Annotated in this window: 24 protein-coding genes; 16 read left to right on the top strand and 8 right to left on the bottom strand. The window is 61.2% G+C overall.

Annotation, left to right across the window (positions count from 1 at the left end; genetic code table 11):
* Positions 1-3: 3 nt before the first annotated feature.
* Positions 4-771 (top strand): SMC-Scp complex subunit ScpB, encoded by a 768-nt coding sequence (gene scpB, locus KCX70_RS13165; RefSeq protein ID WP_212617815.1) that lies wholly within the window; start codon positions 4-6, stop codon positions 769-771.
* Here scpB and KCX70_RS13160 read toward each other — a convergent pair.
* Both KCX70_RS13160 and gap read right to left on the bottom strand, forming a co-directional pair.
* Positions 765-1,241 carry a methylglyoxal synthase gene (locus tag KCX70_RS13160; RefSeq protein ID WP_021208656.1) on the bottom strand — a complete coding sequence of 159 codons (477 nt, stop codon included), beginning with the start codon at positions 1,239-1,241 and terminating at the stop codon, positions 765-767. The genes scpB and KCX70_RS13160 overlap by 7 nt on opposite strands.
* Before the next feature lie 36 nt (positions 1,242-1,277).
* Entirely contained in the window at positions 1,278-2,279 is a 1,002-nt protein-coding gene (gap, locus tag KCX70_RS13155) for a type I glyceraldehyde-3-phosphate dehydrogenase (RefSeq protein WP_212617814.1), read from the bottom strand.
* A gap of 123 nt (positions 2,280-2,402) precedes the next feature.
* Between gap and edd the strand changes: the two genes are divergently transcribed.
* The 11 genes from edd (at position 2,403) to KCX70_RS13100 (ending at position 14,988) form a co-directional block, all read left to right on the top strand.
* On the top strand, positions 2,403-4,232 hold the full coding sequence (gene edd, locus KCX70_RS13150) for a phosphogluconate dehydratase (protein WP_212617813.1): 1,830 nt from the start codon (positions 2,403-2,405) through the stop codon (positions 4,230-4,232).
* Complete coding sequence (locus KCX70_RS13145) at positions 4,229-5,200, top strand: glucokinase (RefSeq protein WP_212617812.1); 972 nt, start codon at positions 4,229-4,231, stop codon at positions 5,198-5,200. Before edd ends, KCX70_RS13145 begins: the two co-directional genes overlap by 4 nt.
* Before the next feature lie 30 nt (positions 5,201-5,230).
* Positions 5,231-5,965 carry a response regulator gene (locus tag KCX70_RS13140; protein WP_212617811.1) on the top strand — a complete coding sequence of 245 codons (735 nt, stop codon included), beginning with the start codon at positions 5,231-5,233 and terminating at the stop codon, positions 5,963-5,965.
* A complete protein-coding gene (locus tag KCX70_RS13135) occupies positions 5,952-7,409 on the top strand; it encodes an ATP-binding protein (protein ID WP_212617810.1) in 1,458 nt (485 codons plus the stop codon). The genes KCX70_RS13140 and KCX70_RS13135 overlap by 14 nt, the downstream gene beginning before the upstream one ends.
* Positions 7,410-7,612: 203 nt before the next feature.
* Positions 7,613-8,845, top strand: coding sequence for an AGE family epimerase/isomerase (locus KCX70_RS13130; protein WP_212617809.1), 1,233 nt, complete (start codon positions 7,613-7,615; stop codon positions 8,843-8,845).
* Positions 8,846-8,961: 116 nt separating this feature from the next.
* Entirely contained in the window at positions 8,962-10,230 is a 1,269-nt protein-coding gene (locus KCX70_RS13125; RefSeq protein ID WP_102852004.1) for an ABC transporter substrate-binding protein, read from the top strand.
* 129 nt (positions 10,231-10,359) lie between these two features.
* Entirely contained in the window at positions 10,360-11,262 is a 903-nt protein-coding gene (locus KCX70_RS13120; RefSeq protein ID WP_392602273.1) for a carbohydrate ABC transporter permease, read from the top strand.
* Entirely contained in the window at positions 11,255-12,085 is an 831-nt protein-coding gene (locus KCX70_RS13115) for a carbohydrate ABC transporter permease (protein WP_021208665.1), read from the top strand. Before KCX70_RS13120 ends, KCX70_RS13115 begins: the two co-directional genes overlap by 8 nt.
* 9 nt (positions 12,086-12,094) lie before the next feature.
* The gene (locus KCX70_RS13110; protein ID WP_212617807.1) at positions 12,095-13,252 is read left to right on the top strand and encodes an ABC transporter ATP-binding protein; all 1,158 of its coding nucleotides are present in this window, start codon (positions 12,095-12,097) and stop codon (positions 13,250-13,252) included.
* 225 nt (positions 13,253-13,477) lie between these two features.
* A complete protein-coding gene (locus tag KCX70_RS13105) occupies positions 13,478-14,701 on the top strand; it encodes a maltoporin (protein WP_102852001.1) in 1,224 nt (407 codons plus the stop codon).
* 95 nt (positions 14,702-14,796) lie between these two features.
* Positions 14,797-14,988, top strand: a complete 192-nt coding sequence (locus KCX70_RS13100) for a DUF1289 domain-containing protein (RefSeq protein ID WP_102852000.1) — start codon at positions 14,797-14,799, stop codon at positions 14,986-14,988.
* On the opposite strand, the gene KCX70_RS13095 is transcribed toward KCX70_RS13100, so the two are convergent.
* Complete coding sequence (locus tag KCX70_RS13095; RefSeq protein WP_021208669.1) at positions 14,989-15,852, bottom strand: MurR/RpiR family transcriptional regulator; 864 nt, start codon at positions 15,850-15,852, stop codon at positions 14,989-14,991.
* A 153-nt stretch (positions 15,853-16,005) separates the two neighbouring features.
* Here KCX70_RS13095 and zwf point away from each other — a divergent pair, with 153 nt between their 5' ends.
* The 4 genes from zwf (at position 16,006) to rluB (ending at position 20,120) form a co-directional block, all read left to right on the top strand.
* Positions 16,006-17,475 (top strand): glucose-6-phosphate dehydrogenase, encoded by a 1,470-nt coding sequence (gene zwf, locus KCX70_RS13090; protein WP_212617806.1) that lies wholly within the window; start codon positions 16,006-16,008, stop codon positions 17,473-17,475.
* On the top strand, positions 17,462-18,175 hold the full coding sequence (gene pgl, locus KCX70_RS13085) for a 6-phosphogluconolactonase (protein WP_212617805.1): 714 nt from the start codon (positions 17,462-17,464) through the stop codon (positions 18,173-18,175). The genes zwf and pgl overlap by 14 nt, the downstream gene beginning before the upstream one ends.
* Before the next feature lie 18 nt (positions 18,176-18,193).
* On the top strand, positions 18,194-18,844 hold the full coding sequence (locus tag KCX70_RS13080) for a bifunctional 4-hydroxy-2-oxoglutarate aldolase/2-dehydro-3-deoxy-phosphogluconate aldolase (RefSeq protein WP_102851997.1): 651 nt from the start codon (positions 18,194-18,196) through the stop codon (positions 18,842-18,844).
* Positions 18,845-18,995: 151 nt separating this feature from the next.
* Positions 18,996-20,120 (top strand): 23S rRNA pseudouridine(2605) synthase RluB, encoded by a 1,125-nt coding sequence (gene rluB, locus KCX70_RS13075; RefSeq protein WP_212617804.1) that lies wholly within the window; start codon positions 18,996-18,998, stop codon positions 20,118-20,120.
* 76 nt (positions 20,121-20,196) lie between these two features.
* On the opposite strand, the gene KCX70_RS13070 is transcribed toward rluB, so the two are convergent.
* The 5 genes from KCX70_RS13070 to KCX70_RS13050 form a co-directional block, all read right to left on the bottom strand.
* The gene (locus KCX70_RS13070; protein WP_212617803.1) at positions 20,197-21,129 is read right to left on the bottom strand and encodes a GGDEF domain-containing protein; all 933 of its coding nucleotides are present in this window, start codon (positions 21,127-21,129) and stop codon (positions 20,197-20,199) included.
* Positions 21,130-21,336: 207 nt separating this feature from the next.
* Entirely contained in the window at positions 21,337-22,077 is a 741-nt protein-coding gene (locus tag KCX70_RS13065) for a YciK family oxidoreductase (RefSeq protein ID WP_102851994.1), read from the bottom strand.
* Positions 22,078-22,160: 83 nt separating this feature from the next.
* Positions 22,161-22,823, bottom strand: coding sequence for an N-acetylmuramic acid 6-phosphate phosphatase MupP (gene mupP, locus KCX70_RS13060; RefSeq protein ID WP_102851993.1), 663 nt, complete (start codon positions 22,821-22,823; stop codon positions 22,161-22,163).
* The gene (gene ubiG, locus KCX70_RS13055; RefSeq protein WP_212617802.1) at positions 22,823-23,521 is read right to left on the bottom strand and encodes a bifunctional 2-polyprenyl-6-hydroxyphenol methylase/3-demethylubiquinol 3-O-methyltransferase UbiG; all 699 of its coding nucleotides are present in this window, start codon (positions 23,519-23,521) and stop codon (positions 22,823-22,825) included. Before ubiG ends, mupP begins: the two co-directional genes overlap by 1 nt.
* 153 nt (positions 23,522-23,674) lie before the next feature.
* On the bottom strand, positions 23,675-25,003 hold the full coding sequence (locus KCX70_RS13050) for a TRZ/ATZ family hydrolase (protein WP_212617801.1): 1,329 nt from the start codon (positions 25,001-25,003) through the stop codon (positions 23,675-23,677).
* Between the last annotated feature and the right edge of the window lie 94 nt (positions 25,004-25,097).

The following is a 25,097-nucleotide window of genomic DNA, read 5'->3' as shown; positions in this document are numbered from 1 at the left end:
GGGTTGAATCTCTCCGATCCCAAAGATCTCGCCTCCTTGCTCGAGGCGCTCCTGCTGGCTTCGGGCAAGCCGATGTCGATGGAGCGAATGGCCGAATTGTTCGACGAGGCCGAGCGCCCGGCACCGGCGCTGTTGCGTAAGGCGCTGGAAGTCCTCGAAAAGAGCTGCGAAGGGCGCGCATTCGAGCTCAAGCAGGTTGCCAGTGGCTACCGTCTGCAGGTACGCGAGCGCTTTTCGCCCTGGGTCGGGCGGCTCTGGGAAGAGCGGCCGCAGCGCTATTCCCGCGCGCTGCTGGAAACGCTGGTGCTGATCGCCTACCGACAGCCGATTACCCGCGGCGAAATCGAGGAGATTCGCGGTGTGGCGGTCAACAGCCAGATCGTCAAGACGCTGCTTGAGCGCGAGTGGGTCCGGGTCGTCGGTCATCGCGATGTGCCTGGGCGGCCGGCGATGTTCGCCACTACCCGGCAATTTCTCGATCACTTCAACCTGAAAAGCCTGGATGAGTTGCCGCCGCTGGCCGTGCTGCGGGAGATGGAGCCCGAGCCGTTGCCGGTCGACGTCGAGGACGCGCCGGTGCCGGCCGCGTTGCAGGCCCGCGCAGACGCCGAGCTGGAAGCAGAGGCGCCGCGTGAGCAAACCAGTTTCCGGAGCCTTCTAGCGGAGCTCGACAGCATGGAAACCGGCCTCAAGACCGACTTCGACGACTTGCGCGACGAAGTTGAGGGTGGAGGCCTGCGTAGCGCAGACGGCGAACGGCGCGATTACTGATCCGGCGCCTGACGGCCTGCCAGGTAGCGGGTGTAGTCCGGAATGCTCAACGTGTGAGCTTCATCGAGCAGTGGGCTCGAAAGCAGGTAGTCAGCGCTGCTCTCGTTGGCTGCCAGGGGAATGTTCCACACCGCGGCGACCCGCAGTAGCGCTTTGACGTCCGGGTCGTGCGGCTGTGGTTCGAAGGGATCCCAGAAAAACACCAGCATGTCGATGCGCCGCTCGGCGATGCGCGCACCGATTTGCTGATCCCCGCCCAGCGGACCACTGATCATGCATTCCACTGCAAGCCCCAGGCGGCGCTCGAGCAGTACGCCAGTGGTGCCAGTGGCAAGCAGCTCATGGTTCAGCAGCTTGTCCTTCTGCCGATCCGCCCATTCCAGCAGGCGTTCCTTGCAGTGATCATGGGCGACCAGCGCGATGCGCTTGCGCGCCGGCAGTGTAGCGGTGACGAAATCGATGCGGTTCATGATCTTCCTTGCTGTGCGGGGAGGCGCCAAGCCTGGTTATGGTGCTTCGTGCAGGGCTCGGCAGGTGTCCAGCATGCGGTTGGAGAAGCCCCACTCGTTGTCATACCAGGCCATCACTTTCAGCAACCGTCCGCTAACCTTAGTGTGGTTGGTGTCGAAAATCGACGACATCGGGTTGTGGTTGAAGTCGCAGGACACCAGGGGCAGCGAGTTGCACGCCAGAATCGGCGAGCGCTGGCTGGCTTCGAGCATCAACGCGTTGACCTCCTCGGCTGTGGTTTCGCGATTCAGCTCCAGGGTCAGGTCGACCAGCGAGACATTGATCACCGGCACCCGAACGGCCATGCCAGTCAACTTGCCCGCCAGCTCTGGCAGAACCAGCCCGACCGCTTCGGCGGCACCGGTCTTGGTCGGGATCATCGACTGGGTAGCCGAGCGAGCCCGGTAGGGGTCGCTGTGGTAGACGTCGGACAGGTTCTGGTCGTTGGTGTAGGCGTGGATGGTGGTCATCAGGCCATGGGCGATGCCGTACTCGCGCGACAGGACCTGGGCCACCGGGGCCAGGCAGTTCGTGGTGCACGAGGCGTTGGAGATGATCTGGTGGGACTGACGCAGAATGTCATGGTTGACGCCGTAGACGATGGTGGCATCGGCGCCCGAGGCCGGAGCGGAAATGATGACCTTGGCGGCGCCGGCTTCCAGGTGAGCGCTGGCTTTCTCGCGCGAGGTGAAGAGACCGGTACACTCGAAGACCACGTCGACCTGATGCTGGCGCCAGGGCAGCTCCGCCGGGTTGCGGATCGCCGTCACTGCGATCGAGTCGCCATTGACTGTCAGTCGATCGTCCCCGACCTCGATCTTTGCGTCGAAATGGCCATGGACGCTGTCGTACTGCAAGAGGTGGGCATTCATCGCCGAGCTGCCCAGATCGTTGATCGCCACGACCTGGAGATGCTCGCGGTAATTCTGGCTGTACAGGGCGCGCAGAACGTTGCGTCCGATACGGCCGAAGCCGTTGATGGCGATGCGAATAGTCATATTGGGTCCCTGGATGGAATTTGTTGTAGGAATTACAAGATTATTCCTGTCAAAATAGAAATCAAGCCCGAATACATGTTCTTTTGTTGGTAAAACTACAGATTCACGAGCAGGAGTGATGGCATGCACCCGCGGATTCAAGAAGTTACCGAACGTTTGATCGAGCGCAGCCGTCCGTCGCGGCAGCGCTATCTCGCCCAGATGGCCGGCGCAGCGAGCGACGGGCCTCAGCGCGGCAAACTGCAATGCGCCAACTTCGCACATGGGGTGGCGGGATGCGCCTCAGCCGGCGACAAGCAGAAGTTGCGCCTGATGAACGAAGCCAACGTTGCCATCGTCTCGGCGTACAACGACATGCTGTCGGCGCATCAGCCGTACGAGCATTTCCCGGAAATCATCAAGCAGGCGCTTCGCGACGTCGGCTCGATCGGCCAGTTCGCCGGCGGTGTGCCGGCCATGTGCGATGGCGTGACACAAGGTGAGGCGGGCATGGAAATGAGCCTGGCCAGCCGCGAGGTGATCGCCATGGCGACCGCGATCGCCCTGTCGCACAACATGTTCGATGCGGCCCTGTATCTGGGGATCTGCGACAAGATCATCCCCGGCCTGATGATCGGCGCCTTGCGCTTCGGCCATCTGCCGGCCGTGTTCGTCCCAGGCGGGCCGATGCCTTCTGGCATCCCGAACAAGCAGAAGGCTGAAGTCAGGCAGCGTTACGCCGAAGGCAAGGCCAGCCGCGAGGAGCTGCTGGAGTCTGAGATGCTGTCCTATCACAGCCCAGGTACCTGCACCTTCTACGGCACCGCCAATACCAACCAGGTGGTGATGGAAATCATGGGGCTGCATTTGCCGGGCTCGTCCTTCGTCAACCCCTATACACCGCTGCGTGACGAACTGACCCGCGAGGCGGCCCGCCAAGTCGCTCGCCTGACGTCGCAGTCGGGCAACTATCTGCCGCTGTGCAAGATCGTCGACGAGAAGGCGATCATCAATTCGGTGGTGGCGCTGAATGCGACCGGTGGCTCAACCAACCACACCTTGCACATTCCGGCATTCGCGCAGGCGGCGGGCATCCAGCTGACCTGGCAGGACATGGCCGACATTTCCGCGGTGACGCCGACACTGGCGAAGGTCTATCCGAACGGTCAGGCGGACGTGAATCACTTCCATGCCTGCGGTGGCGTGCCGTTCATGGTACGCACGCTGCTGGACGCCGGGCTGTTGCACGAAGACGTCTACACCGTCATGGGGCAGGGCCTCAAGCAATACACCCAGGAGCCTTTTCTTGAGGATGGTCGGCTGGTCTGGCGCGAGGGCCCACAGGCCAGTCTCGACGAAGCGATTCTGCGTCCGGCCGAACGGCCGTTCTCGCCGGAAGGCGGCTTGCGCGTGCTGGAAGGCAACCTCGGTCGTGGCGTCACCAAGATCTCCGCGGTTGCGCCGGAGCACCGCGTGGTCGAGGCGCCAGCGCGGGTATTCAGCGACCAGAGCGAGTTGGCGCAGGCGTTCAAGAACGGCGAGCTGGAGAAGGATTTCATCGCTGTGGTGCGCTTCCAGGGACCGAAGGCCAACGGCATGCCCGAGTTGCACAAGCTGACGCCATTCCTCGGCGTGTTGCAGGACCGCGGCTACAAGGTCGCGCTAGTCACCGACGGGCGCATGTCCGGCGCGTCGGGCAAGGTGCCGGCCGCTATTCACGTCAGTCCCGAGGCGCTCGATGGCGGTCCGCTGTGTCGGGTGCGCGACGGCGATATCATCCGCGTCGATGGCGAGACGGGCGAGCTGCGCGTGCTGGTCGACCAGGCCGAATTCGATAGCCGTGAAGCTGTGAAGGCACCGAGCGACCTGGGCATCGGCTGCGGCCGTGAGCTGTTCGGCTTTCTTCGTGCGGCGTTCAGCCCGGCCGAGAAAGGCGCGAGCGTGTTCACCGAGGAGTTGGAGGCGCTCAAGTGACGGCGCTGGTAGGTGATATCGGCGGTACCAATGCACGTTTCGCATTGTGGCGCGACCAGCAGATCGAGTCGGTGCGGGTATTGCCGACGATCGACTATCCGCGCCCGGAAGATGCCATACGTGCCTATCTACAAGGCGTCGGGCAGAGCGTCGAGGCGTTGCAGGCGGTGTGTCTGGCCTGTGCCGGCCCGGTGTCGGGCGATGACTTCGCGTTCACCAACAATCACTGGCGGCTGAACCGCAAGGTCTTCTGTCAGGAGCTCGGGCTCAGCGATCTGCTGCTGATCAACGACTTCACCGCGATGGCGTTGGGCATGACGCGCCTGCGTGAGGGCGAGCTGATCGAAGCGTGCCCCGGTCAATCGGAAGTGGGCCGGGCTCGCCTGGTGATCGGGCCGGGCACCGGCCTTGGTGTCGCCACGCTGCTGCCGCTGGACGGTGGCGCGTGGCGCGCGTTGCCTGGAGAGGGTGGGCATGTCTGCCTGCCGATCGGCACGGCCAGGGAGGCGGCGTTGTGGGCTCGCCTGCACGAAAAGTTCGGGCACGTGAATGCTGAAGCGATCCTCAGCGGTGCCGGTTTGCTCGAACTCTATCGAACCAGTTGCGCTGTCGACGGCGAGCCGCCACGATTCACCACGCCGGCCGAAGTGACCGCCGCCGCGTTGGCTGGTGATGGCTACGCCGTCGCGGTGCTGGAGCAGTTCTGCGTCTGGCTGGGCCGAATCGCGGGTGACAACGTCCTGACCACGGGCGCACGCGGTGGGGTCTACATCGCTGGCGGTATCGTGCCGCGCTTCGTCGAGTTTTTCCTGCGTAGCGGCTTCCGCCAAAGTTTCCGCGACAAGGGCTGCATGAGCCGCTACTTTGATGACATTCCTGTCTGGGTCGTGACAGCGGATTACCCCGGACTGGAAGGCGCGGGCGTGGCACTGCAGCAGTTGCTGGAGGGTGCGTCTGGCGGACGTTGACCCGCTCAATAACAAGAGAAAGGATGCCAGGTGAACCAGGCTGGACGATCGATTCTGCTGGTCGACGATGACCAGGATATACGCGAACTATTGGAGGCGTATCTCAGCCGTTCCGGCTTTCAGGTGCGCACCGTGGCCGATGGCGCGCTGTTTCGACAGGCGATGACCAGCGATCCGGCCGACCTGGTGATCCTCGACGTGATGCTGCCCGACGAAGACGGTTTCAGCCTTTGTCGTTGGGTGCGCGGGCATCAGCGTCTGGCGCAGATGCCGATCATCATGCTGACGGCCAGTTCGGACGAGGCCGACCGGGTCATTGGCCTCGAACTGGGTGCCGACGATTATCTCGGCAAGCCCTTCAGCCCACGCGAGCTGCTGGCCAGAATCAAGGCATTGCTCCGTCGAGCCAATTTCAGCCAGGAGCGTACCAGTGACGTGCTGGCGTTCGACGAGTGGCGGCTGGACATGGTCAGCCATCGGCTGTTTCATCAGGACGGCGAGGAGGTATTGCTGTCCGGTGCGGACTTTGCGCTGCTGAAGCTGTTTCTCGATCATCCGCAGCAGATTCTCGACCGCGACACCATCGCCAATGCCACGCGCGGCCGAGAGGTAATGCCGCTCGAGCGTATCGTCGATATGGCGGTCAGCCGTCTGCGTCAGCGGCTGCGCGATACCGGCAAGTGCCCACGTCTGATTCGTACCGTGCGCGGCAGCGGATACCTGCTCGCCGCGCAGGTCGTGCCGCATCACGATGCGTTCGGCTAAGCGTCGCTGGTTGCCGGTACCGCGCTCGCTGCTCGGTCGGATGCTCTTTCTGACCTTGCTGGTGGTGCTGTTGGCGCAGGCGTTATCGAGCTTTATCTGGGTCTCGCAACTGCGAGCCAGCCAGATGGAAGGTCTGCTGACCAGCGCCCGCAGCCTGGCGCACTCGATGGCTGCGAGCGTCAGCTATTTCCGATCCTTGCCGCTCGGCTATCGTCCACTGGTGCTCGACCAACTGCGCAGCATGGGCGGTACGCGCTTCTTCGTATCGTTGAACGACAAACCGCTGGAAATGCAGATCTTGCCGCCGACCGAGCGCAAGCAGGCGGTGCTGGCCGAGGTCGACGAGGTGCTGCGTGAGCGGCTTGGCAACGCGGTCGACATGTCGGTCAGCTTCGTCAGCCCGGACGACCTGCGCATCTTCAACGGCGGGCTGAAACTCGACGAGCTGCCGCGCTCCTGGGCGCATTACGCGTTGAGCCTGGAGCCACTGAATCCGCCCGTGCTGGTGACGCAAATTCAGATCGCGCCCGGCGAATGGCTTTACCTTGCTTCGCTGATGCCCGCCCCATACGTCAGTCTGGAAAGCGACAGCATTCCGGTTCAGCAGCTCTGGTTCATCTTCCTCACCACCAGTTTCCTGTTGCTGTTCATCGGCATCCTCGTGCACTGGCAGAGCCGTCCACTCAAACAGCTGGCGCAGGCGGCACGCGAGATGTCGCTAGGCAGCGAGGCGGTGCTGTTGCCTGAGGCGGGCGGCAGCGAGGTGGCTGAGGTCAGCCGGGCGTTCAACAGCATGCGTGAGCGCATCGGCCGCTACCTGACCGAACGTAGCCAGTTGTTCAGCGCCATCTCCCATGATTTGCGTACGCCGATCACGCGGCTGCGGTTGCGGGTCGAGCTGCTCGAGGATGAAACCCTGCAGCGCAAGTTCAGCCGCGATCTCGATGAGTTGGAGTTGTTGGTCAAGGGTGCGCTGCAGTGCGTCAAGGACACCGACATTCACGAAAACATCGAGCCGCTGGATCTCAATCTTCTGCTCGATTGCGTCACCGAGCCGTACCTAGCGCCTGCGGGGAACGGTCGCGTAACGGTTCAGGGCAGGGCGCTCGCACCCTACGCCGGCAAGCCACTGGCGCTCAAACGCTGCATCGGAAATCTACTGGACAACGCGTTGAAATATGGCGAGCGGGCGCACTTGTTCATCGAAGACGATGCTGAGGCGTTCGCCTTGCACGTCGATGACGAGGGGCCGGGCGTCCCGGAGGCTTGGCTGAAGCAGGTGTTCGAGCCGAACTTCCGCCTGGCCGCCAAGCAACCGGGCTACGGTCTCGGCCTTGGTATCGCGCGCAATATCGCCCACAGCCATGGCGGCGAGATCAGCCTGTGCAATCTCCCGCAAGGCGGGCTGCGAGTGACGTTGCGGTTGCCCAGAACGCCCGAGTGAATGTCACTGACTCGTGACGAAGGGCGACGCTTTCGTTACCTGACGGCGGCCGGGCGCCCGCTAGACTCGGCCAATGCTGGTTTCTATCAGCGACATCATCTCTACACGAACATTTCTTCATGGGTGTCGTCACAACCGCGACGTTGCCTTGCGCCATGGCGGTGTTGGATGGCGACGAATACCCGTACTTGGGAATAAGAATAATGAGATCACCTGAGTTACCCCTTGGCAGCTGGCTGCAAAAAACCACTCACCTGGCTTGGTTGGTTGGTGAAGGGATGCGCCTGCTACCGTTCGCCCGAGCCTCGCGAGTCGATGACGGATTCGCGGCGCTCGATGCAGACGGAAGACTTCCGCATGGCGCGCGCGCCGAACTGATCCATACCACACGTATGACCCATTGCTTTGCCCTGGCGGTCATCCAGGGTATCCCCGGCTACGCCGAGCTGGTCGATCACGGCGTAGCGGCGCTGCAAGGCGCCTTGCGCGATGCCGAGTTCGGCGGCTGGTTCGCCGATGCCACGCGCACCGGCGACAAATCCGCCTACTTGCATGCCTTCGTCGCCTTGGCAGGCAGCTCCGCAAAGGTTGCCGGACGGCCTGCAGCCTCGGCCTTGCTGGAAGAGGCGATAACGATCCTCGAGAAGTATTTCTGGAGCGAGGAAGAGGGCGCTTTGCGCGAAAGTTTCAGCCGGGACTGGCAGCAGGAGGAAGCGTACCGGGGTGCCAACAGCAACATGCACGCCACCGAGGCGTTTCTCGCCCTGGCCGATGCCACCGGATCCACGGTATGGCTGCAACGCGCCCTGCGCATCGCCGAACGCGTGATTCAAGGTCATGCGGCGACGCGTGGGCATGTGGTGGTCGAGCATTTCGATCGCTCCTGGCAAGCGTTGCCGGATTACAACGACGACAACCGCGCCGACCCGTTCCGTCCCTATGGCAGCACGCCGGGCCACAGTTTCGAGTGGGCGCGGCTGCTCCTGCACCTGGAAGCGGCCTTGCTGCGCGCCGGGCTCGATGCGCCGCGATGGCTACTGGACAACGCCCGCGAACTCTTCGCCCGTGCCTGTCGTGATGCCTGGTGTGTGGACGGCACGCCTGGGCTGGTTTATACCCTCGACTGGGCGAGCCGACCGGTGGTCCCTGCGCGCTTGCACTGGGTACACGCCGAAGCCAGCGCCGCAGCCGCAGCGCTGCTCTGGCGAACCGGAGAGCAGGTTTACGAAGACTGGTATCGCTGCTTCTGGGAGTTCTGCGCGAGCCACTTCATCGATTTGCAAAATGGTAGCTGGCACCACGAACTCGATAGTGACAACCAGCCGGCGGGCAGCATCTGGCCGGGCAAGGCGGATCTCTATCACGCTTACCAAGCCGTGCTGTTGCCGCGCCTGCCGCTGGCTCCGAGTATGGCAACCGCACTGGTTTCTGTGTAACAGCGCTGTGACATACACGCATCCCTTCGTTACCTCCGGGGGTTTTCGCCCGGCCTAGAATCCAACGCAGCGCAAGCATTGGGCTTGCATGCATAAAAACAAGAAAAGGTATTTAAATGAACGCGATTACTCGCCTCGCCACTGTCATTTCTCTTGCTTCGTTGCTTCCTGTTTCCGCGATGGCCGCTGATTCGAAGGGCACCGTGGAAGTTGTCCACTGGTGGACCTCCGGCGGAGAAGCCGCCGCGGTAAACGTCTTGCGCGATCTGGTCAACGAGGCCGGCTACACCTGGAAGGATGGCGCCGTCGCCGGCGGCGCAGGTTCGGCGGCCATGACCGTACTGAAGACCCGCGTTGTATCGGGCAACCCGCCGGGCGCCGCGCAGATCAAGGGGCCTGATCTGCAGGAGTGGGGCGCTCTCGACCTGCTGAGCCCGCTCGACGAGGTGGCCGAGGCCAATAACTGGGACCAGCTGCTGTCGAAGACCGTCTCCGACACCATGAAGTACGACGGCCACTACGTGGCGGTGCCGGTGAATATCCATCGCGTCAACTGGTTGTGGATCAATCCGAAGGTATTCGAGAAGGCCGGTATCGAGAAGGCGCCCACTACGCTCGAAGAGCTCTACGCCGCTGGCGACAAGCTCAAAGCGGCCGGCTTCGTTCCTATCGCGCATGGCGGTCAGCCATGGCAGGACAGCACCGTCTTCGAAGGCCTGGTGCTGGGCATCATGGGGCCGGATGGCTTTCACAAGGCGTTCGTCGAACATGACAAGGCGACCCTGACCAGCCCGCAAATGACCGAAGTATTCGCCGCCCTGAAAAAACTCTCCACCTACATGGACGACAACCGTGCCGGTCGCGACTGGAACCTCGCCACTGCGATGGTGATCGACGGCAAGGCCGGGATGCAGATCATGGGTGACTGGGCGAAAAGCGAATGGACGGCTTCCGACAAGGTGGCCGGCAAGGACTACCAGTGCGTCCCCATGCCCGGCACCGCTGGCAGCTACACCTACAACATCGATTCCATCGCCATGTTCAAGCTCAAGGACGAAGGCGACATCGCCGCGCAGCACGCCTTGGCCAGGATCGCGCTGGAGCCCAAGTTCCAGTACGTATTCAACAAGAACAAGGGGTCGATTCCGGTACGTTCCGATCTGGACATGAGCGAATTCGACAGCTGCGCCCAGGCCTCCATGGATGACTTCAAGGAAGCCGACAAGAACGGCAACCTGGAGCCGAGCATGGCGCACAGCATGGCCACGAACCTCGCGGTGCAAGGCGCCATCTTCGATGTGGTGTCCAACTTCATGAGCGAAAAGAACGCCGACCCGAGCAAAGCCGGCGCGCAGCTCTACGCGGCGATCAAGTCCGCACAGTAGGCTGACCCGGGCCGACGCGCGGCCCGCTCCATATAGTCAAAACGCCTCTCGGCAGGGCTGCGGTCCTGCCGGAGGGAGCGTTCGGCCTGGATTTCACCTTCACCTGGTAACGCCCGAATGAGTGTCACGATGGCAATCACCAAGACCATGGCCTCACCCCTGGACGCGCTGCAGCGCTGGCTACCCAAGCTGGTCCTGGCGCCGACCATGCTGATGGTCCTGGTTGGCTTTTACGGTTACATCCTCTGGACGTTGGTGCTGTCGTTTACCAACTCCAGCTTCATGCCCAGCTACAAATGGGTGGGTCTACAGCAATACGTCCGCCTGATGGAGAACGACCGCTGGTGGGTCGCGAGCCAGAACCTCGCGGTGTTCGGCGGGCTGTTCATCGGCGTCAGCCTGGTGATCGGCGTATTTCTTGCCGTGCTGCTGGACCAGCGCATCCGCCGGGAAGGCTTCATCCGAACCATCTACCTGTATCCGATGGCCTTGTCGATGATTGTCACCGGGACGGCCTGGCAATGGTTGCTCAACCCGGGCCTTGGCATCGACAAGATGCTGCGTGACTGGGGCTGGGAAGGTTTTCGCTTCGACTGGCTGGTCGACCCGGACCGTGTCGTCTACTGCCTGGTGATCGCGGCCGTATGGCAGGCTTCCGGCTTCGTCATGGCGCTCTTTCTCGCCGGTCTGCGCAGCGTCGATCAGTCCATCGTGCGGGCTGCGCAGATCGACGGGGCAAGCCTGCCGGCCATCTATTTGCGCATTGTGCTGCCGAGCCTTCGGCCGGTGTTCTTCAGCGCACTCATGATCCTTGCGCACATCGCTATCAAGAGCTTTGACCTGGTAGCCGCGATGACAGCGGGAGGGCCCGGTTACGCTTCCGACCTACCAGCGATGTTCATGTACAACTTCACCTTCAGTCGCGGCCAGATGGGCATCGGTTCGGCCAGTGCGATGATGATGCTGGCCGCGATCCTGACAATTCTGGTGCCGTACCTCTACTCGGAACTGCGGGGTAAGCGCTATGACTAAATCACTCAATCTGAGTCGGCTCGCTATCCACGCCACGCTACTGTTGGCGGCGGCCTTGTACCTGGTGCCGCTGGTGGTGATGTTGCTGACCAGCTTCAAGACGCCCGATGACATCCGCACGGGCAACCTGCTTTCCTGGCCGGACGTGTTCACCGTGATCGGCTGGGTCAAGGCGTGGGCCGTAGTCGACGGCTATTTCTGGAACTCGGTGAAGATCGCCGTACCGGCCGTGCTGATTTCGACGGCGCTCGGCGCCTTGAACGGCTACGTCCTGTCGATGTGGCGCTTCCGCGGCTCGCAGCTGTTCTTCGGGTTGCTGCTGTTCGGTTGCTTTCTGCCATTCCAAACCGTGCTGCTTCCAGCTTCGTTCACCCTGGGCAAGTTCGGTCTGGCCAACACCACGGCCGGACTGGTGCTGGTGCACGTTGTCTATGGCATCGCCTTCACTACGCTGTTTTTCCGCAACTTCTACGTGAGCGTGCCGGATGCCCTGGTGCGAGCCGCACGCCTGGACGGTGCCGGCTTCTTCACCATCTTCGGGCGGATTCTGCTGCCCATGTCGACGCCGATCATCATGGTTTGCCTGATATGGCAGTTCACCCAGATCTGGAACGACTTCCTCTTCGGGGTGGTATTCGCCAGCGGCGACTCGCAGCCGATCACGGTGGCGCTGAACAACCTGGTCAACACCAGCACGGGCGCCAAGGAATACAACGTCGATATGGCCGCGGCGATGATCGCCGGGCTGCCAACGCTGGTGGTGTACATCCTCGCCGGCAAGTATTTCCTGCGTGGGCTCACGGCCGGCGCGGTCAAGGGTTAGGAGAACGACATGGCTGCACTTGAACTTTGCAACGTCCGCAAGAGCTATCCGGGTAGCTCCAATGACACCTTGAAAGACATCGACCTGAAGATCGACGACGGCGAATTCCTGATCCTGGTCGGCCCCTCCGGCTGCGGAAAGTCGACCTTGATGAACTGCATCGCCGGGCTCGAAGACATCACCGGCGGGGAAATCCGTGTAGACGGGGCGGACATCAGTACCGCCAGCCCAAAGGATCGTGACATCGCGATGGTGTTCCAGTCCTACGCGCTGTACCCGACCATGACGGTTCAGGAAAACATCGCCTTCGGCCTGAAGATGCGCAAGGTGCCGGCGGCCAAGATCCAGGAAGAAGTGGCTCGCGTCGCGCAGCTGCTGCAGATCGAGCATCTGCTGGGGCGCAAGCCGTCGCAGCTGTCGGGTGGTCAACAGCAGCGCGTGGCGATGGGGCGTGCGCTGGCGCGGCGGCCCAAGATCTATCTGTTCGATGAGCCGTTATCGAACCTCGACGCCAAGCTGCGGGTGGAGATGCGCACCGAGATCAAACTGATGCATCAGCGACTGAAGACCACCACGGTATATGTCACCCACGACCAGATCGAGGCGATGACACTCGGCGACAAGGTCGCGGTGATGAAGGATGGCATCGTCCAGCAGTTCGGTACGCCGAAGGAGATCTACAACGATCCGGCCAACCTGTTTGTCGCGAGCTTCATCGGGTCGCCGCCGATGAACTTCATTCCGCTGCGTCTGAGTAAGCGTGGAGGCGGCTGGTCCGCGCTGCTGGAAAGCGGCCAGGACCGCTGCGAGTTGCCGGTCAATGCGGCACCTGGCGAGTCATTGGAGGGGCGCGACGTGATCCTGGGAATCCGGCCGGAGCAAATTTGCGTCGGCGCTGCCAGTGAGCTCCCTTCGCTGCGCGCCGAGGTGCAGGTCGTCGAGCCAACCGGCCCGGACACCATGGTCTTCGTCACGCTCAATCAGACCAAGGTGTGTTGCCGTCTGGCACCGGATGCCGCACCCAATCCTGGTGAAACACTCACGCTGCAGTTCGAGCCGGGAAAGGTGCTGCTGTTCGATGCACAGACCGGCGAGCGCTTGGGTTTGATGTCCGATACCAGTTCGTCAGGGCATGACGGGACCGTTACCCGGCTCGTTGCCCGCTGAGTGGCGATCGTGAGTGGAAAAAACGCGCGGTAGCAGAGTCTCTGCGTACCGGCGCCCGCCCGTTCTGAATGGTATTTGTAAGTCAGGTTAGGCACCCACCGGCGAACGCCGCTGGGTGCAACAAGTCGAACCGCAGCGAGCAGGATGCTGGTTGTGGATCGTAAGGAGAGCCTTTTCGGCTCGATCCAAAGGCAGTAACAACAATAAGAGCTAATTGGAGCGAATATGAAAAAAACTACACGCCTGGGCTTCGCGATTTCGCTGGCGAGCCTGGCTATGCCGTTTACGGTTCACGCGCTGGATTTCAATGGTTACGTGCGCAGCGGGATCGGCGAATCGAGCAGTAGCGCGTCGCAAGCCTGCTTCCAGCTTCCGGGAGCCCCCTCCAAATTTCGCCTCGGCAACGAGTGCGAGCAGTATGCGGAGCTGGGGCTGCGTCAGGATCTGCTTACGCTGGATGACGGATCGGTGGTGAGCCTGGAAGGTATGGCGGCGCTCTACAACCAGTACGATCACACGCCCAAGTTCACCGGCGATCATGGTTGGGCCCGCATGGTTCAGGCCTACGCCGAATGGAGCAAGGTGCCGGCGCTCAACGGTGGTTCGCTATGGGCCGGCCGGCGTTTCTACAAGCGAAATGACATCCACATCTCGGACTTCTACTATTGGAACCAGAGTGCGACCGGCGCCGGTATCGAGGACATGGAAATCGGTGGGCTGAAGTACAGCTACGCATTTTCACGCAAGGACAACGTCTTCCAGGAAAACTACATCAACCGTCACGATTTCAACGTCGGGGGCTTCGACAGCAATCCCGGTGGCGAGCTCGAGTTCGGTGTCAGTTACATCGACGAGCCGGATCGTGACGATGCCAATAGCGGTTGGGCCGTTACCGTCCAGCACAAGCAGGTTGGTTTCCTCGGCGGTAGCAACACCTTTGCGCTCCAATACGGCGAGGGGCCGGGCACCGGTCTCGGCTATACCGGTGACGTGACCTTGGGCAGCAGTGACAAGAGCTGGCGAGCGGTCGAATACTTCGATTGGCAGGTAACCCCGCGTTTCGGCGGTCAGTTCCAGGCGGTGTACCAGAAGGACAAGCGTCAAAACGGCGGCGATCAGGACTGGATCTCTGTTGGTGTGCGTCCGGTCTACGCCTTGACCGATCAATTCAAGCTGGTCGCAGAGCTTGGGCATGACCAGATCGACGCGCCGGAAGGTACCCGCAAGCTGACCAAGTTCACCGTGGCGCCCACCTGGTCGCCTGCTGGGCCAGAGTTCTGGGCTCGCCCGGAGATTCGTCTGTATTACACCTACGCGCAATGGAACGAAGCGGCGCAGGAAGCGGCCAACCTGATGGCGGCCGGTAGTGCGCTGTCCGACACCGGAGCCTTTGGCGGCGACCAGCACGGCTCGAATTTCGGCGTGCAGGTCGAGTACTGGTGGGATTGATCGAAGCGATAGTCCGATTCCGTTAGAACCTCCAGGCGAAGAGGGCCTCTACTTAGCCAAGGCGGTAGGGTCCTCAAGTGGAATCGGAGGTGGTTTTGGGCGAAAAGGCGAAGAACCCGTGCGTCAGCATCTGCAAGCTCCAAGACGACATCTGCATCGGCTGCGGACGCAGCCGGGAGGAGATGAAGGCCTGGAAGGGCATGAAGAACAAGGAGCGTAAGGCGGTCAACGCACTGGCCGCCGAGCGACTGCACGCCTTGCGCAAAGCCAGAAAGAAAAAGAAGTGATCAACTCTCTTCCGCTGGATAACGGGTGGCCATCAGGCTCTCCTTGATCTTGCGCAGATGCGGCTGGAAGTCGATGCCGCGCCGCAGCGTTACACCGGCCGCCAGCGCGTCGAGCACGGTGAGCTGGATGATCCGTGATGTCATCGGCATATAGATGTCGGTGTCTTCCGGTAGCGGTATGTCCAGGCTCAGCGTACAGACCTTGGCCAGTGGCGAGTCAGCGGCGGTCAGGCCCAGTACCGAAGCTCCGTTGTCGCGTGCCATCACAGCTGCTTCGACCAGCTCACGCGTGCGTCCCGTATAGGAAATGATCACGAACAGATCACCCGTATGGGCCACCGATGCCAGCATCCGCTGCATGAGCACGTCGCTATGAGCGGTCACCGGCAGATTGAAGCGGAAAAATTTGTGCTGGGCATCCAATGCAACCGACGCAGAGGCGCCAAGGCCGAAGAAGTGGATTTGGCGAGCTTGGATCATCAGGTCAACGGCATGGCTGATCACCTGCGGATCGATGGCTTGGCAGGCGCTATCGAGCGAAGCGATGGCGCTGCCGAAGATCTTCCGGGTGTAGGCCTCGGGGCTGTCGTCTGCTTCGACGGCTCTGCTGACGTAAGCCGCGCCGCTGGCCAGGCTTTGCGCTAGTTGAATCTTCAGCACCGGATAGCCGGCCGCGCCGAATGAGCGGCAGAACCGATTGACAGTTGGCTCGCTGACCTTCGCGGCTTGAGCCAGGGCGGCAATGCTGTAGCGGGTGGCCTGTTGAGGATCACTCAAGATCACTTCGGCGACCTTTCTTTCCGCTTTGTTCAGCTCATCGAGCCGATTTTTTATCTGTTCCAAGAGATTTTTCATGCGATCCATGTCTCTTCTTTCAGGAGGCTCAAGCCCAGGACGGCTGTGAAACGAGTCAGAAGCGCGAAAAAATAGGCCTTATGTTGTTTTAATAACAACATTAAGAGCTTAAACTGCGCAAACCTATCTGTCGTACAGCCTAATTTGGTTAGTATAAAAAACATGCCTGCTATTACCGTTGACGCGACCACCTTTGCTTTGTTCGGCGCCCTGGGCGATCTGGCGCTGCGCAAATTGTTTCCCGCACTTTACCAGCTGGATCGGGCGGGGCTCCTTCACAGCGACACCTGCATCCTGGCCCTTTCGCGGGATAAAGGAGAGCCCTCGGCTCATCTGGAGCGGATAGATCAGGCATTGCGCCGCTACATACCGGCCGCCCAGCTGGACGAGACGGTGCTGGCACGGTTCGAGGCGAGGCTGAAATACCTCACCATGGACTTCCGCAACGCCCAGGACTACGTAGCCCTGGCGGAGCAGGTTTCCTCCGACACGCCGCTGATTGCGTATTTTGCCACGCCTGCGTCGGTTTACGGTTCGATCTGCGAGCATCTCGCCGCGGCCGGGCTGGCCGAGCAAACCCGCGTGGTGCTCGAGAAGCCTATCGGGCATGACCTCGAGTCTTCGCGAGTGGTCAACGACGCCGTCGCGCAGTATTTCCCGGAAAGCCGGATCTACCGTATCGACCACTACCTGGGCAAGGAGACAGTGCAGAACCTGATCGCACTGCGCTTCGCCAATAGCCTGTTCGAGACGCAATGGAATCAGCATCACATCTCGCACGTCGAGATCACAGTCGCCGAAACCGTGGGTATCGAGGGCCGCTGGGGGTATTTCGATCAAGCCGGTCAGTTGCGCGACATGATCCAGAACCATCTGCTGCAGCTGTTGTGCCTGATCGCGATGGACCCGCCCAGCGACCTCACTGCCGACAGCATTCGCGATGAAAAGGTCAAGGTTCTCAAGGCGCTGGCGCCGATCACACCGGAGCGTCTCGGCAAACAGGTGGTACGCGGCCAGTACGTGGGCGGTTCGGTGGGGGGCAAAGCCGTACCCGGCTATCTCGAGGAAGAGAACTCCAATGCCGAGAGCAGCACCGAGACATTCGTCGCGCTGCGCGCCGACATCTGCAACTGGCGCTGGTCGGGCGTGCCGTTTTACCTGCGTACCGGCAAGCGCATGGCCGAAAAGGTTTCGCAGATCGTCATCCATTTCAAAGAACCGCCGTTCTACATCTTTGCCCCTGAGCAGCGCTCGCTTATCAGCAACCGGCTGATCATTCGCTTGCAGCCGGACGAGGGCATTTCGTTGCAAGTGATGACCAAGGAGCAGGGCCTCGACAAGGGAATGCACCTTCGCAGTGGTCCGCTGCAGCTGAATTTTTCCGAAACCTATAAAAGCTCGCGTATTCCAGACGCCTACGAGCGTCTGCTGTTGGAAGTGATGCAGGGCAATCAGAATCTGTTCGTGCGCAAGGATGAGATCGAGTACGCCTGGAAATGGTGCGACCAGCTCATCGATGGTTGGTCGCGCCTTGGCGACGCGCCGAAACCCTATCCAGCGGGATCCTGGGGGCCGGTGGCGTCCATTGCGCTGATCACACGTGATGGGAGGTCCTGGTATGGCGATCTCTGAAATCGAACTGCCCTTGGGGGTGGTAACGCATGAGCTCGCTGATTCCGATCAGTTGGCTCGGTCCTTGGCTGATCGGGTTGCCGAAGCACTCAGCCAGGCCGTGAGCGCTCAGGGCCGTGCGAGCCTGGTGGTGTCTGGAGGGCGCAGCCCAATCGCCTTTTTCGAGGCGCTGTCGACGCGCAAGCTGGACTGGGCAAAGGTGCAGGTCAGCCTCGCTGACGAGCGTTGGGTCGCCGTCGAAGATGCTGACAGTAACGAACGGCTGGTGCGCCGCCATTTACTGCAGAACGCAGCGGCCAAGGCCGAGCTGCTTGGCCTTTACCAGCCCGCCGATACCCTGGAGCAGGCGGCGCAAGGTGCAAGCCGGCGGATGGAAGGCCTCAGTCGGCCCATCGATGTGCTGGTACTGGGCATGGGCAACGATGGTCATACCGCTTCATTGTTCCCTGATAGCCCGTTGCTGGCGCGAGGGCTCGACAGCCAAGAGGCGGCGCTCTGCCTGCCGATGGTGGCGCCGACAGCTCCGACACAACGCATCAGTATGACCTATCCATTGCTGGCCTCGGCCAGGGTGCAGTGCCTTGCCATCCAGGGGCAGGCCAAGCTGGAGACCCTGCGTCAAGCCATGCAGCTCGAAGCCTTGCAGATGCCTATCCGTGCATTCCTGCATTCCCCACTAGAGATTTATTGGTGCCCGTGAGGCCCGAGGAATTTACCCATGACCATGGACCAGAAGAACGCACTGATCGAAAAGATCTGTACCGAAGCCCGCATCCTTCCCGTCATCACCATCGGCAGTGAGGAGCAAATCCTGCCGTTGGCCGATGCGCTTGCCGCAGGCGGGCTGACAGCGCTGGAGATCACCTTGCGCTCGGCGCACGGTCTCACCGCGATCCGCCGCTTGCGTCAGGAGCGGCCCGAGCTTTGCATCGGCGCCGGGACGGTGCTCGATAAGCGCATGATGGACGAAGTCGAAGCTGCAGGTGCGCAGTTCATCGTCTCGCCAGGCTGCACGGATGAGCTGCTGCAGGCCGGCGTCAACAGCGCTGTGCCGTTGTTGGCCGGTATCAGCAATGCGTCCGACATCATGCGTGGCTATGCGCTGGGCTATCGCCGATTCAAGCTGTTCCCCGCTGAGGTGTGTGGTGGCGTCGCCGCGATCAAGGCGCTCGGAGGCCCCTTTGGCGATGTGCGGTTTTGCCCGACCGGTGGCGTTAACGCGGGCAACGCGTCCCAGTATCTGGCGCTCCCCAACGTTATGTGCGTCGGTGGCACCTGGATGATCGATGGGACCGCGCTCAAGAACGGCGATTGGAGCAGCATTCAGCAGGCCACGGCCGAGGCGCTTGCCGCGCTGGACAAGCGGTAAAGCTTATCGGCCGATGGGCTGCTAACGTCATGGGGCCTGCCGTGGTTCGCCGCCAGTTGCGAATTGCGTGCAGGCCCTAGTGCGTAGAGCAACCGCGACGCGTATAGTGCGCGGCCTTTCTATCGGAACTGCCACACCGGGAGGTGCCTAGATGACCGAACACGAAGAAACGACTCCTCATATTGCCCACGGCGAGAAGCTGCAGAAAGTCCTGGCCCGCCTTGGCCTGGCCTCGCGGCGTGACGTGGAGAACTGGATCTCCGCCGGACGAGTCAAGGTCAACGGCGCCTTGGCCACACTTGGTCAGCGCGTCGACTCGCACGATGCGATTGCTGTCGATGGGCGTTTGCTCAAGCGTGAAGAAGCCACTGAGGTGGTCCGCCGCGTTCTGATCTACAACAAGCCGGATGGCGAAATCTGCACCCGTGACGACCCAGAGGGCCGTCCGACGGTATTCGACCGCTTGCCCCGTCCGAAAGAGGGCCGCTGGATTAATATCGGTCGACTCGATATCAACACCACTGGTTTGCTGCTGTTCACCACCGATGGTGAGCTGGCCAACCGCCTGATGCATCCCTCTTACGAGATGGACCGTGAATACGCGGTTCGGGTAAGGGGCGAGGTCGACGACGAGATGATCGAACGCTTGAAGACAGGCGTCATGCTCGAAGATGGACCGGCACGGTTTACCGACATCCAGCAGGCGCCCGGCGGCGAAGGCTTCAATCACTGGTATCACTGCGTGGTGATGGAAGGTCGCAACCGTGAAGTGCGTCGGTTGTGGGAATCGCAGGGGCTCGTCGTCAGCCGTCTGAAGCGTGTCCGGTTCGGGCCGGTGTTCATGACGTCCGATTTGCCGATGGGGCGCTGGCGCGAGATGTCCCAGAGCGAGGTCGATATTCTCAGCGAGGAGGTCGGCCTCAAGCCGGTTGCTCTGCCGGGGATGAAGTCGAAAACCAAGGAAAAGCTCGATCGTATGCAGCGCAAGGTCGCCAAGCCTGTTGGGCGCGGCGAGCGTCGTCCTCGGGTATTGCGTTCGGCTCATGAGGCGGACGCACCAAACGATGGTGACAAGGGCCGCCGCTCTCGCGAGAACCAGCCGACACGCAAGCCACGTGAAGCTGACGAGCAGCGCGGCAAGCCGGGACGCGGTACGCCTGTTGCGGAGCGGCCCAGCGCCGTTGGCCGCAATCGTGGCAAGCCGTCTCCGGCCAAGCGTAGCGGTCCGCGGACCTCCGAAGGGCCGCGTCCCGGTCCTGGTGATCGGTCCAGGTAAAAGGTTGCCGTGTAGAGTGAGAAAGGGCGAGACCATCATGGCTCGCCCTTTTTTGTGCCGGTCAGTGCCGTGCGGCTCACATTGGCGCGGCGCACAGCCTGTTTCGGCCGTCACGCTTGGCTTGGTAAAGCGCCTGGTCGGCCCGTTGCAGCAGTTCTTCCGGTGATTCCCCTGGCTGATAGGTGGCGTAGCCGAGGCTGGCCGACAGATGCACGGTCCGTTCTCCAACGAGAAAGTACAGGTTCTCGATGGCCGCTCTGATGCGCTCGGCTACGACGGCTGCCGCTTCGTGCCCGGTGTTGGATAGCACCAGCGCAAACTCCTCGCCGCCGAACCTGAACACCATGTCAATGTTGCGCAACTGTTCTTTGAGCAACAGGGCGGTCGCTTTCAGCGCGGCGTCCCCCGCTTGATGTCCATAGGTGTCATTGAGACGCTTGAAGTGATCCATATCCAGCATGATGACCGACAGGAGCTGCCCGTGACGCCAGGCAAGCTCAGTCTCGCGGCTCAGGCTTTGCTCCAGCGCAATACGATTTCCAGCCCCGGTGAGCGAGTCCTTCAGCGATGCCTGAACAGCTCGCCGGTAGAGAAGCGCGTTGCGTAACGGGAACAGCAGACAACTCAGCAGGTCTTCGAGCTGTTCAAGCGCCAGGTCGGATAAGCGCCCATGGCTGAACAAGCGGAGTTCGCCGAGGCTCTCTGCTTGCTGAGCGAGCGCAAACTGCATGTCGTGCCCCTCGGCTTCTCCGATGCGGACATCGAAATCGGTGCCCGCGTGCCGATACGAAAGCGCGTGCAGTGGAAGCAGGTCGCTAGCCTCTTCGAGAAAGAACAGCAGCAGGCGGTCGATTTCCAAGCTGGTCTGCAGGCGTAACGACAGATTGCGCGCCCGCTCGAAAAGACTTAGCGGTCGTGTCGGCGCGGTGCCACCGGGACTGATGTCAAGGCGCCGCGCACGGGCGGCTCCGATATCGACGGTGGCGCTGTTCTGTTTATCTGGCAGCATAGGACGAAACCTCAATACGCAATTTGCGCTGATAGAGGCTTAGTAGCTATTTTTGTGCCAAATCAGAATTTCTTTGCTAATCAGTGAGATAGCGAATTTTGAGACTCGCTATCGAGAGCAGTCGCCAGCGAAACGGCGTTTTGATATCAAACTGATATGTTCGTCGCGTCAAAGCGCCAGTAAACAGGCGCTTTGACCGTTGCGCACTCACTGGGCGTTCAGTGCCTGTCCATTCACTCTGGCGCTGTCCGGGCCCATGAGATAGAGGTAGACCGGCATGATGTCCGCTGGCAGCGGGTTCACCGCCGGGTTCTCTCCGGGATATGCCTTTGCACGCATATCGGTGCGGGTCGCACCCGGGTTGATACTGTTGCTGCGTACCGAACTGGTCCCGTCAAGCTCATCGGCCAAAACCTGCATCAGCCCCTCGACCGCGAACTTCGATACGGCGTAGCCGCCCCAATAGGCACGTCCCTTCCGGCCGACGCTGCTCGAAGTGAAGACCACCGAGGCGTCGTCCGACAATTTGAGCAAGGGGAGCAGTGTGCTGGTGAGCATAAAGGTGGCATTGACGTTCACCTGCATGACGCGCATGAAGTTGTCGCCGGACAGCTGCTCGATCGGTGTACGCGGGCCTACGATGCCTGCGTTGTGCAGAAGCCCATCCAGCCGCCCGAACTCACGCTCGACTGTGGCTGCAAGCTCGTCGTACTGGTGCGGCAGGGCTGTCTCGAGATTAAGCGGGATGACCGCTGGTTGCGGCCCGCCGGCGGCTTCGATGTCGTCGTATACCCTGTTGAGGTTTTCCTCGTTCTTGCCCAACAGCAGTACGGTTGCACCGTGTGAAGCGTAGGCTTTGGCCGCGGCTTCGCCGATCCCACGGCCTGCGCCAGTGACCATGATGATTCGACCCTTAAGCAGGTCGGGACGGGCTGAGTATTCGAACATCTGAAGCCTCATATGCAAAGCGTGGGTAACCACCCACCATGATTGTCAGCGGATAAAAGCTGAGGAAAGGGTTATCGGCGCGTTCAGGTGGCGCCGTTCAACAGGCCACGCAACTCGAGCGGATGATCGACGACGATGTCCGCACCCCAGGTGTCCGGATCGTCATCGGGATGAATATATCCATAGCGTACCGCCGCCGTGCGGCTACCGGCGGCGCGCCCCGATTCGATATCGCGCAGATCATCACCAACGAAGAGTACGGTCGATGGATCGAGGTCCAACTGGCTGCACGCGAGCAGCATTGGCTCCGGATCGGGTTTGCTCTTGCTTACATGATCCGGGCAGACCAGCACGGCAGAGCGCGACGCCAGGCCCAGCTGCTGCATGATTGGCTCGGCGAAGCGAACAGGTTTGTTGGTGACTACTCCCCAGATCAAACTGGCTCTTTCGATCTCGTCCAGTAATTCAGGCATGCCATCGTATAGCCTGCTTTCCACGGCGCAATGGGCTTGATAGCGCTCCAGAAACTCGAGCCGAAGTACTTCGAACTCGTCGGATAGCGGGTCGACGTCGAACGCACTGAGTACCATTGCCCGGGCCCCGCCAGACACGACATCGCGAATCTGCTGGTCTGCCACGCGATCAAGGCCTCGTGCCACGCGCATGGCCTGAGCGACTGCGATGAAGTCAGGAGCGGTATCGAGCAATGTACCGTCCATGTCGAAAAACACGGCCTGCAGACGCATTAGGCCTCCCGACGCGTTTGAATCATGTAGTTCACGTCGACGTCCGGAGACAGCTTGTAGTGCTTTGTCAGCGGGTTATAGGTCAGCCCGATGATGTCGTTGACTGCAAGTCCGGCCTGACGGCTCCAAGCACCCAGCTCTGAGGGCCGGATGAACTTACGGTAGTCGTGGGTGCCGCGTGGTAGCAGCTGCAACATGTACTCCGCACCAATGATTGCAAGCGCATAGGCTTTTGGATTGCGGTTGATCGTCGAGAAGAACACCTGTCCCCCAGGCTTTACCAGAGCATGGCATGCACGTATTACCGATGCCGGATCGGGTACGTGTTCAAGCATCTCCAGACATGTCACGACATCGAATTGCGCCTGCGATTCCTCGGCCAGCGCCTCGGCGGTGATTTGTCGATAATCGATCTCCAGGCCTGACTCCAACAAGTGCAGCCTGGCGACGGACAGTGGGGCTTCGCCCATGTCAATGCCGGTTACGGTAGCGCCGCGCTGGGCCATGGCCTCACTGAGGATGCCGCCGCCGCACCCGACATCCAGAACCTTCTTGCCGGCCAGCGACACGTGGTCGTCAATCCAGTTGACCCGGAGCGGGTTGATTTCGTGCAGCGGTTTGAATTCGCTTTCGCGGTCCCACCAGCGGTGGGCGAGCGCTTCGAATTTGGCGATTTCGGCGTGGTCGACGTTGCTCATGATCTGTTCCGTTTGAAAGCTTGAAGGAGAAGCTTGAGCCGCAAAGTGTTCATGGTGCCAGCTTCTGTCAGGCAAAGGGCTTTCGGTAAAGTGCTTTGCATAGGTCAGTTTGCCGCGGAGCACCCAAGTGCATGGTTGGCCGCTGGGACATCCCTAGTGCTTAGAGCCGATCTTCTCTCCCCATTCCCTGGCGACGGCAATGATTTGCTCCTCATCCATGCGGACCAATCGTCCTTCATCGAGTAGCTGCTTGCCGCCTACCCAGACATGACGGACACAGTCACGACCGCTGGAATAAATAAGCTGGGAAACCGGATCGTAAACGGGCTGTTGCGCAAGGCGCGACAGATCGAACGCCACCAGGTCGGCGAATTTGCCAATCTCCAGCGACCCGGTGTGGTCATCGAGTCCGAGCGCGCGTGCACCATTGAGCGTGGCCATGCGTAGCGCCCGATGAGCATCGAGCGCTGTGGCCGATCTCGCGACAGCTTTAGCAAGCAGAGCGGCTGTGCGGGTTTCGCCTAGTAAATCCAGGTCGTTATTGCTAGCGGCTCCATCGGTGCCCAGTGCAACGTTGACGCCGGCCTCCCACAGGCGTTCGACCGGGCAGAAGCCGCTGGCCAGTTTGAGGTTGGACTCAGGGCAATGAATCACGCTGCAGTTGTGTTCGACGAGCAGTGCGATGTCATCGTCGTTCACCTGTGTCATATGGACCGCCTGGAAGCGCGGGCCTAGCAGCTGCAAGCGGGCTAGGCGCGCCAGCGGCCGTTCACCATGCTTATCCAGCGCTTCCTCTACCTCGTGCTCGGTTTCATGGACATGCATATGGATGCCGATATCCATCTCCGCGACGAGAGTACGAATGCTTTCCAGCTTGTCGTCCGCCACGGAGTAGGGCGCGTGAGGGCCGAAGGCGATACTCACGCGCGGATGATGCTTCAGGTCGTCGAACAGGGCGACGCCTTTGCGAAGTGCTTCGTCGGCATTGCGCGCGCCGGGGATAGGGAAGTCGAGTACCGGGATCGTAATCTGAGCCCGGACTCCATGCTTATGAACCAGCTCGCTCATTACATCGGGGAAAAAGTACATGTCGGAAAAGCAGGTAATCCCGCTTTGTAATTGCTCAGCGATTGCCAACTCGCTTCCGGCCCGTACGAAAGCCTCATCAACCCACCGGCTCTCCGCAGGCCAAATGTGTTCGCGAAGCCAGGTCATCAATGGCAGATCGTCAGCCAAGCCACGGAACAGTGTCATGGCAGCGTGGCCGTGGGCGTTGACCAATCCCGGAGCGAGCAGCATTCCGCTGAGATCCCGGGTTTCCCGGGCGGCGTGTTGGATCGCATCCTCGCGCGGGGCTATGAGTGCAATGCGGCCATTACGGATCCCAAGCCCGTGATTTTGCAGGACGACACCAGCCGGCTCGACCGGAACGAGCCAGGTAGGAAGCAATAGTAGATCGAGCGGATCGGCGTTGGTGGACATGTAGGTCATCGCAGACAAAGGAGGGGGCCAGTGTAAAGCCTGTCGCAGCTCCTTTGAAGGAACCCCGTACTCACCCGAGCGCGTATGCCCAATT

It is taken from the genome of Stutzerimonas stutzeri (genome assembly GCF_018138085.1).
Classification (GTDB): domain Bacteria; phylum Pseudomonadota; class Gammaproteobacteria; order Pseudomonadales; family Pseudomonadaceae; genus Stutzerimonas; species Stutzerimonas stutzeri_AI.
This window is presented reverse-complemented; position numbering and strand designations above follow the sequence as displayed.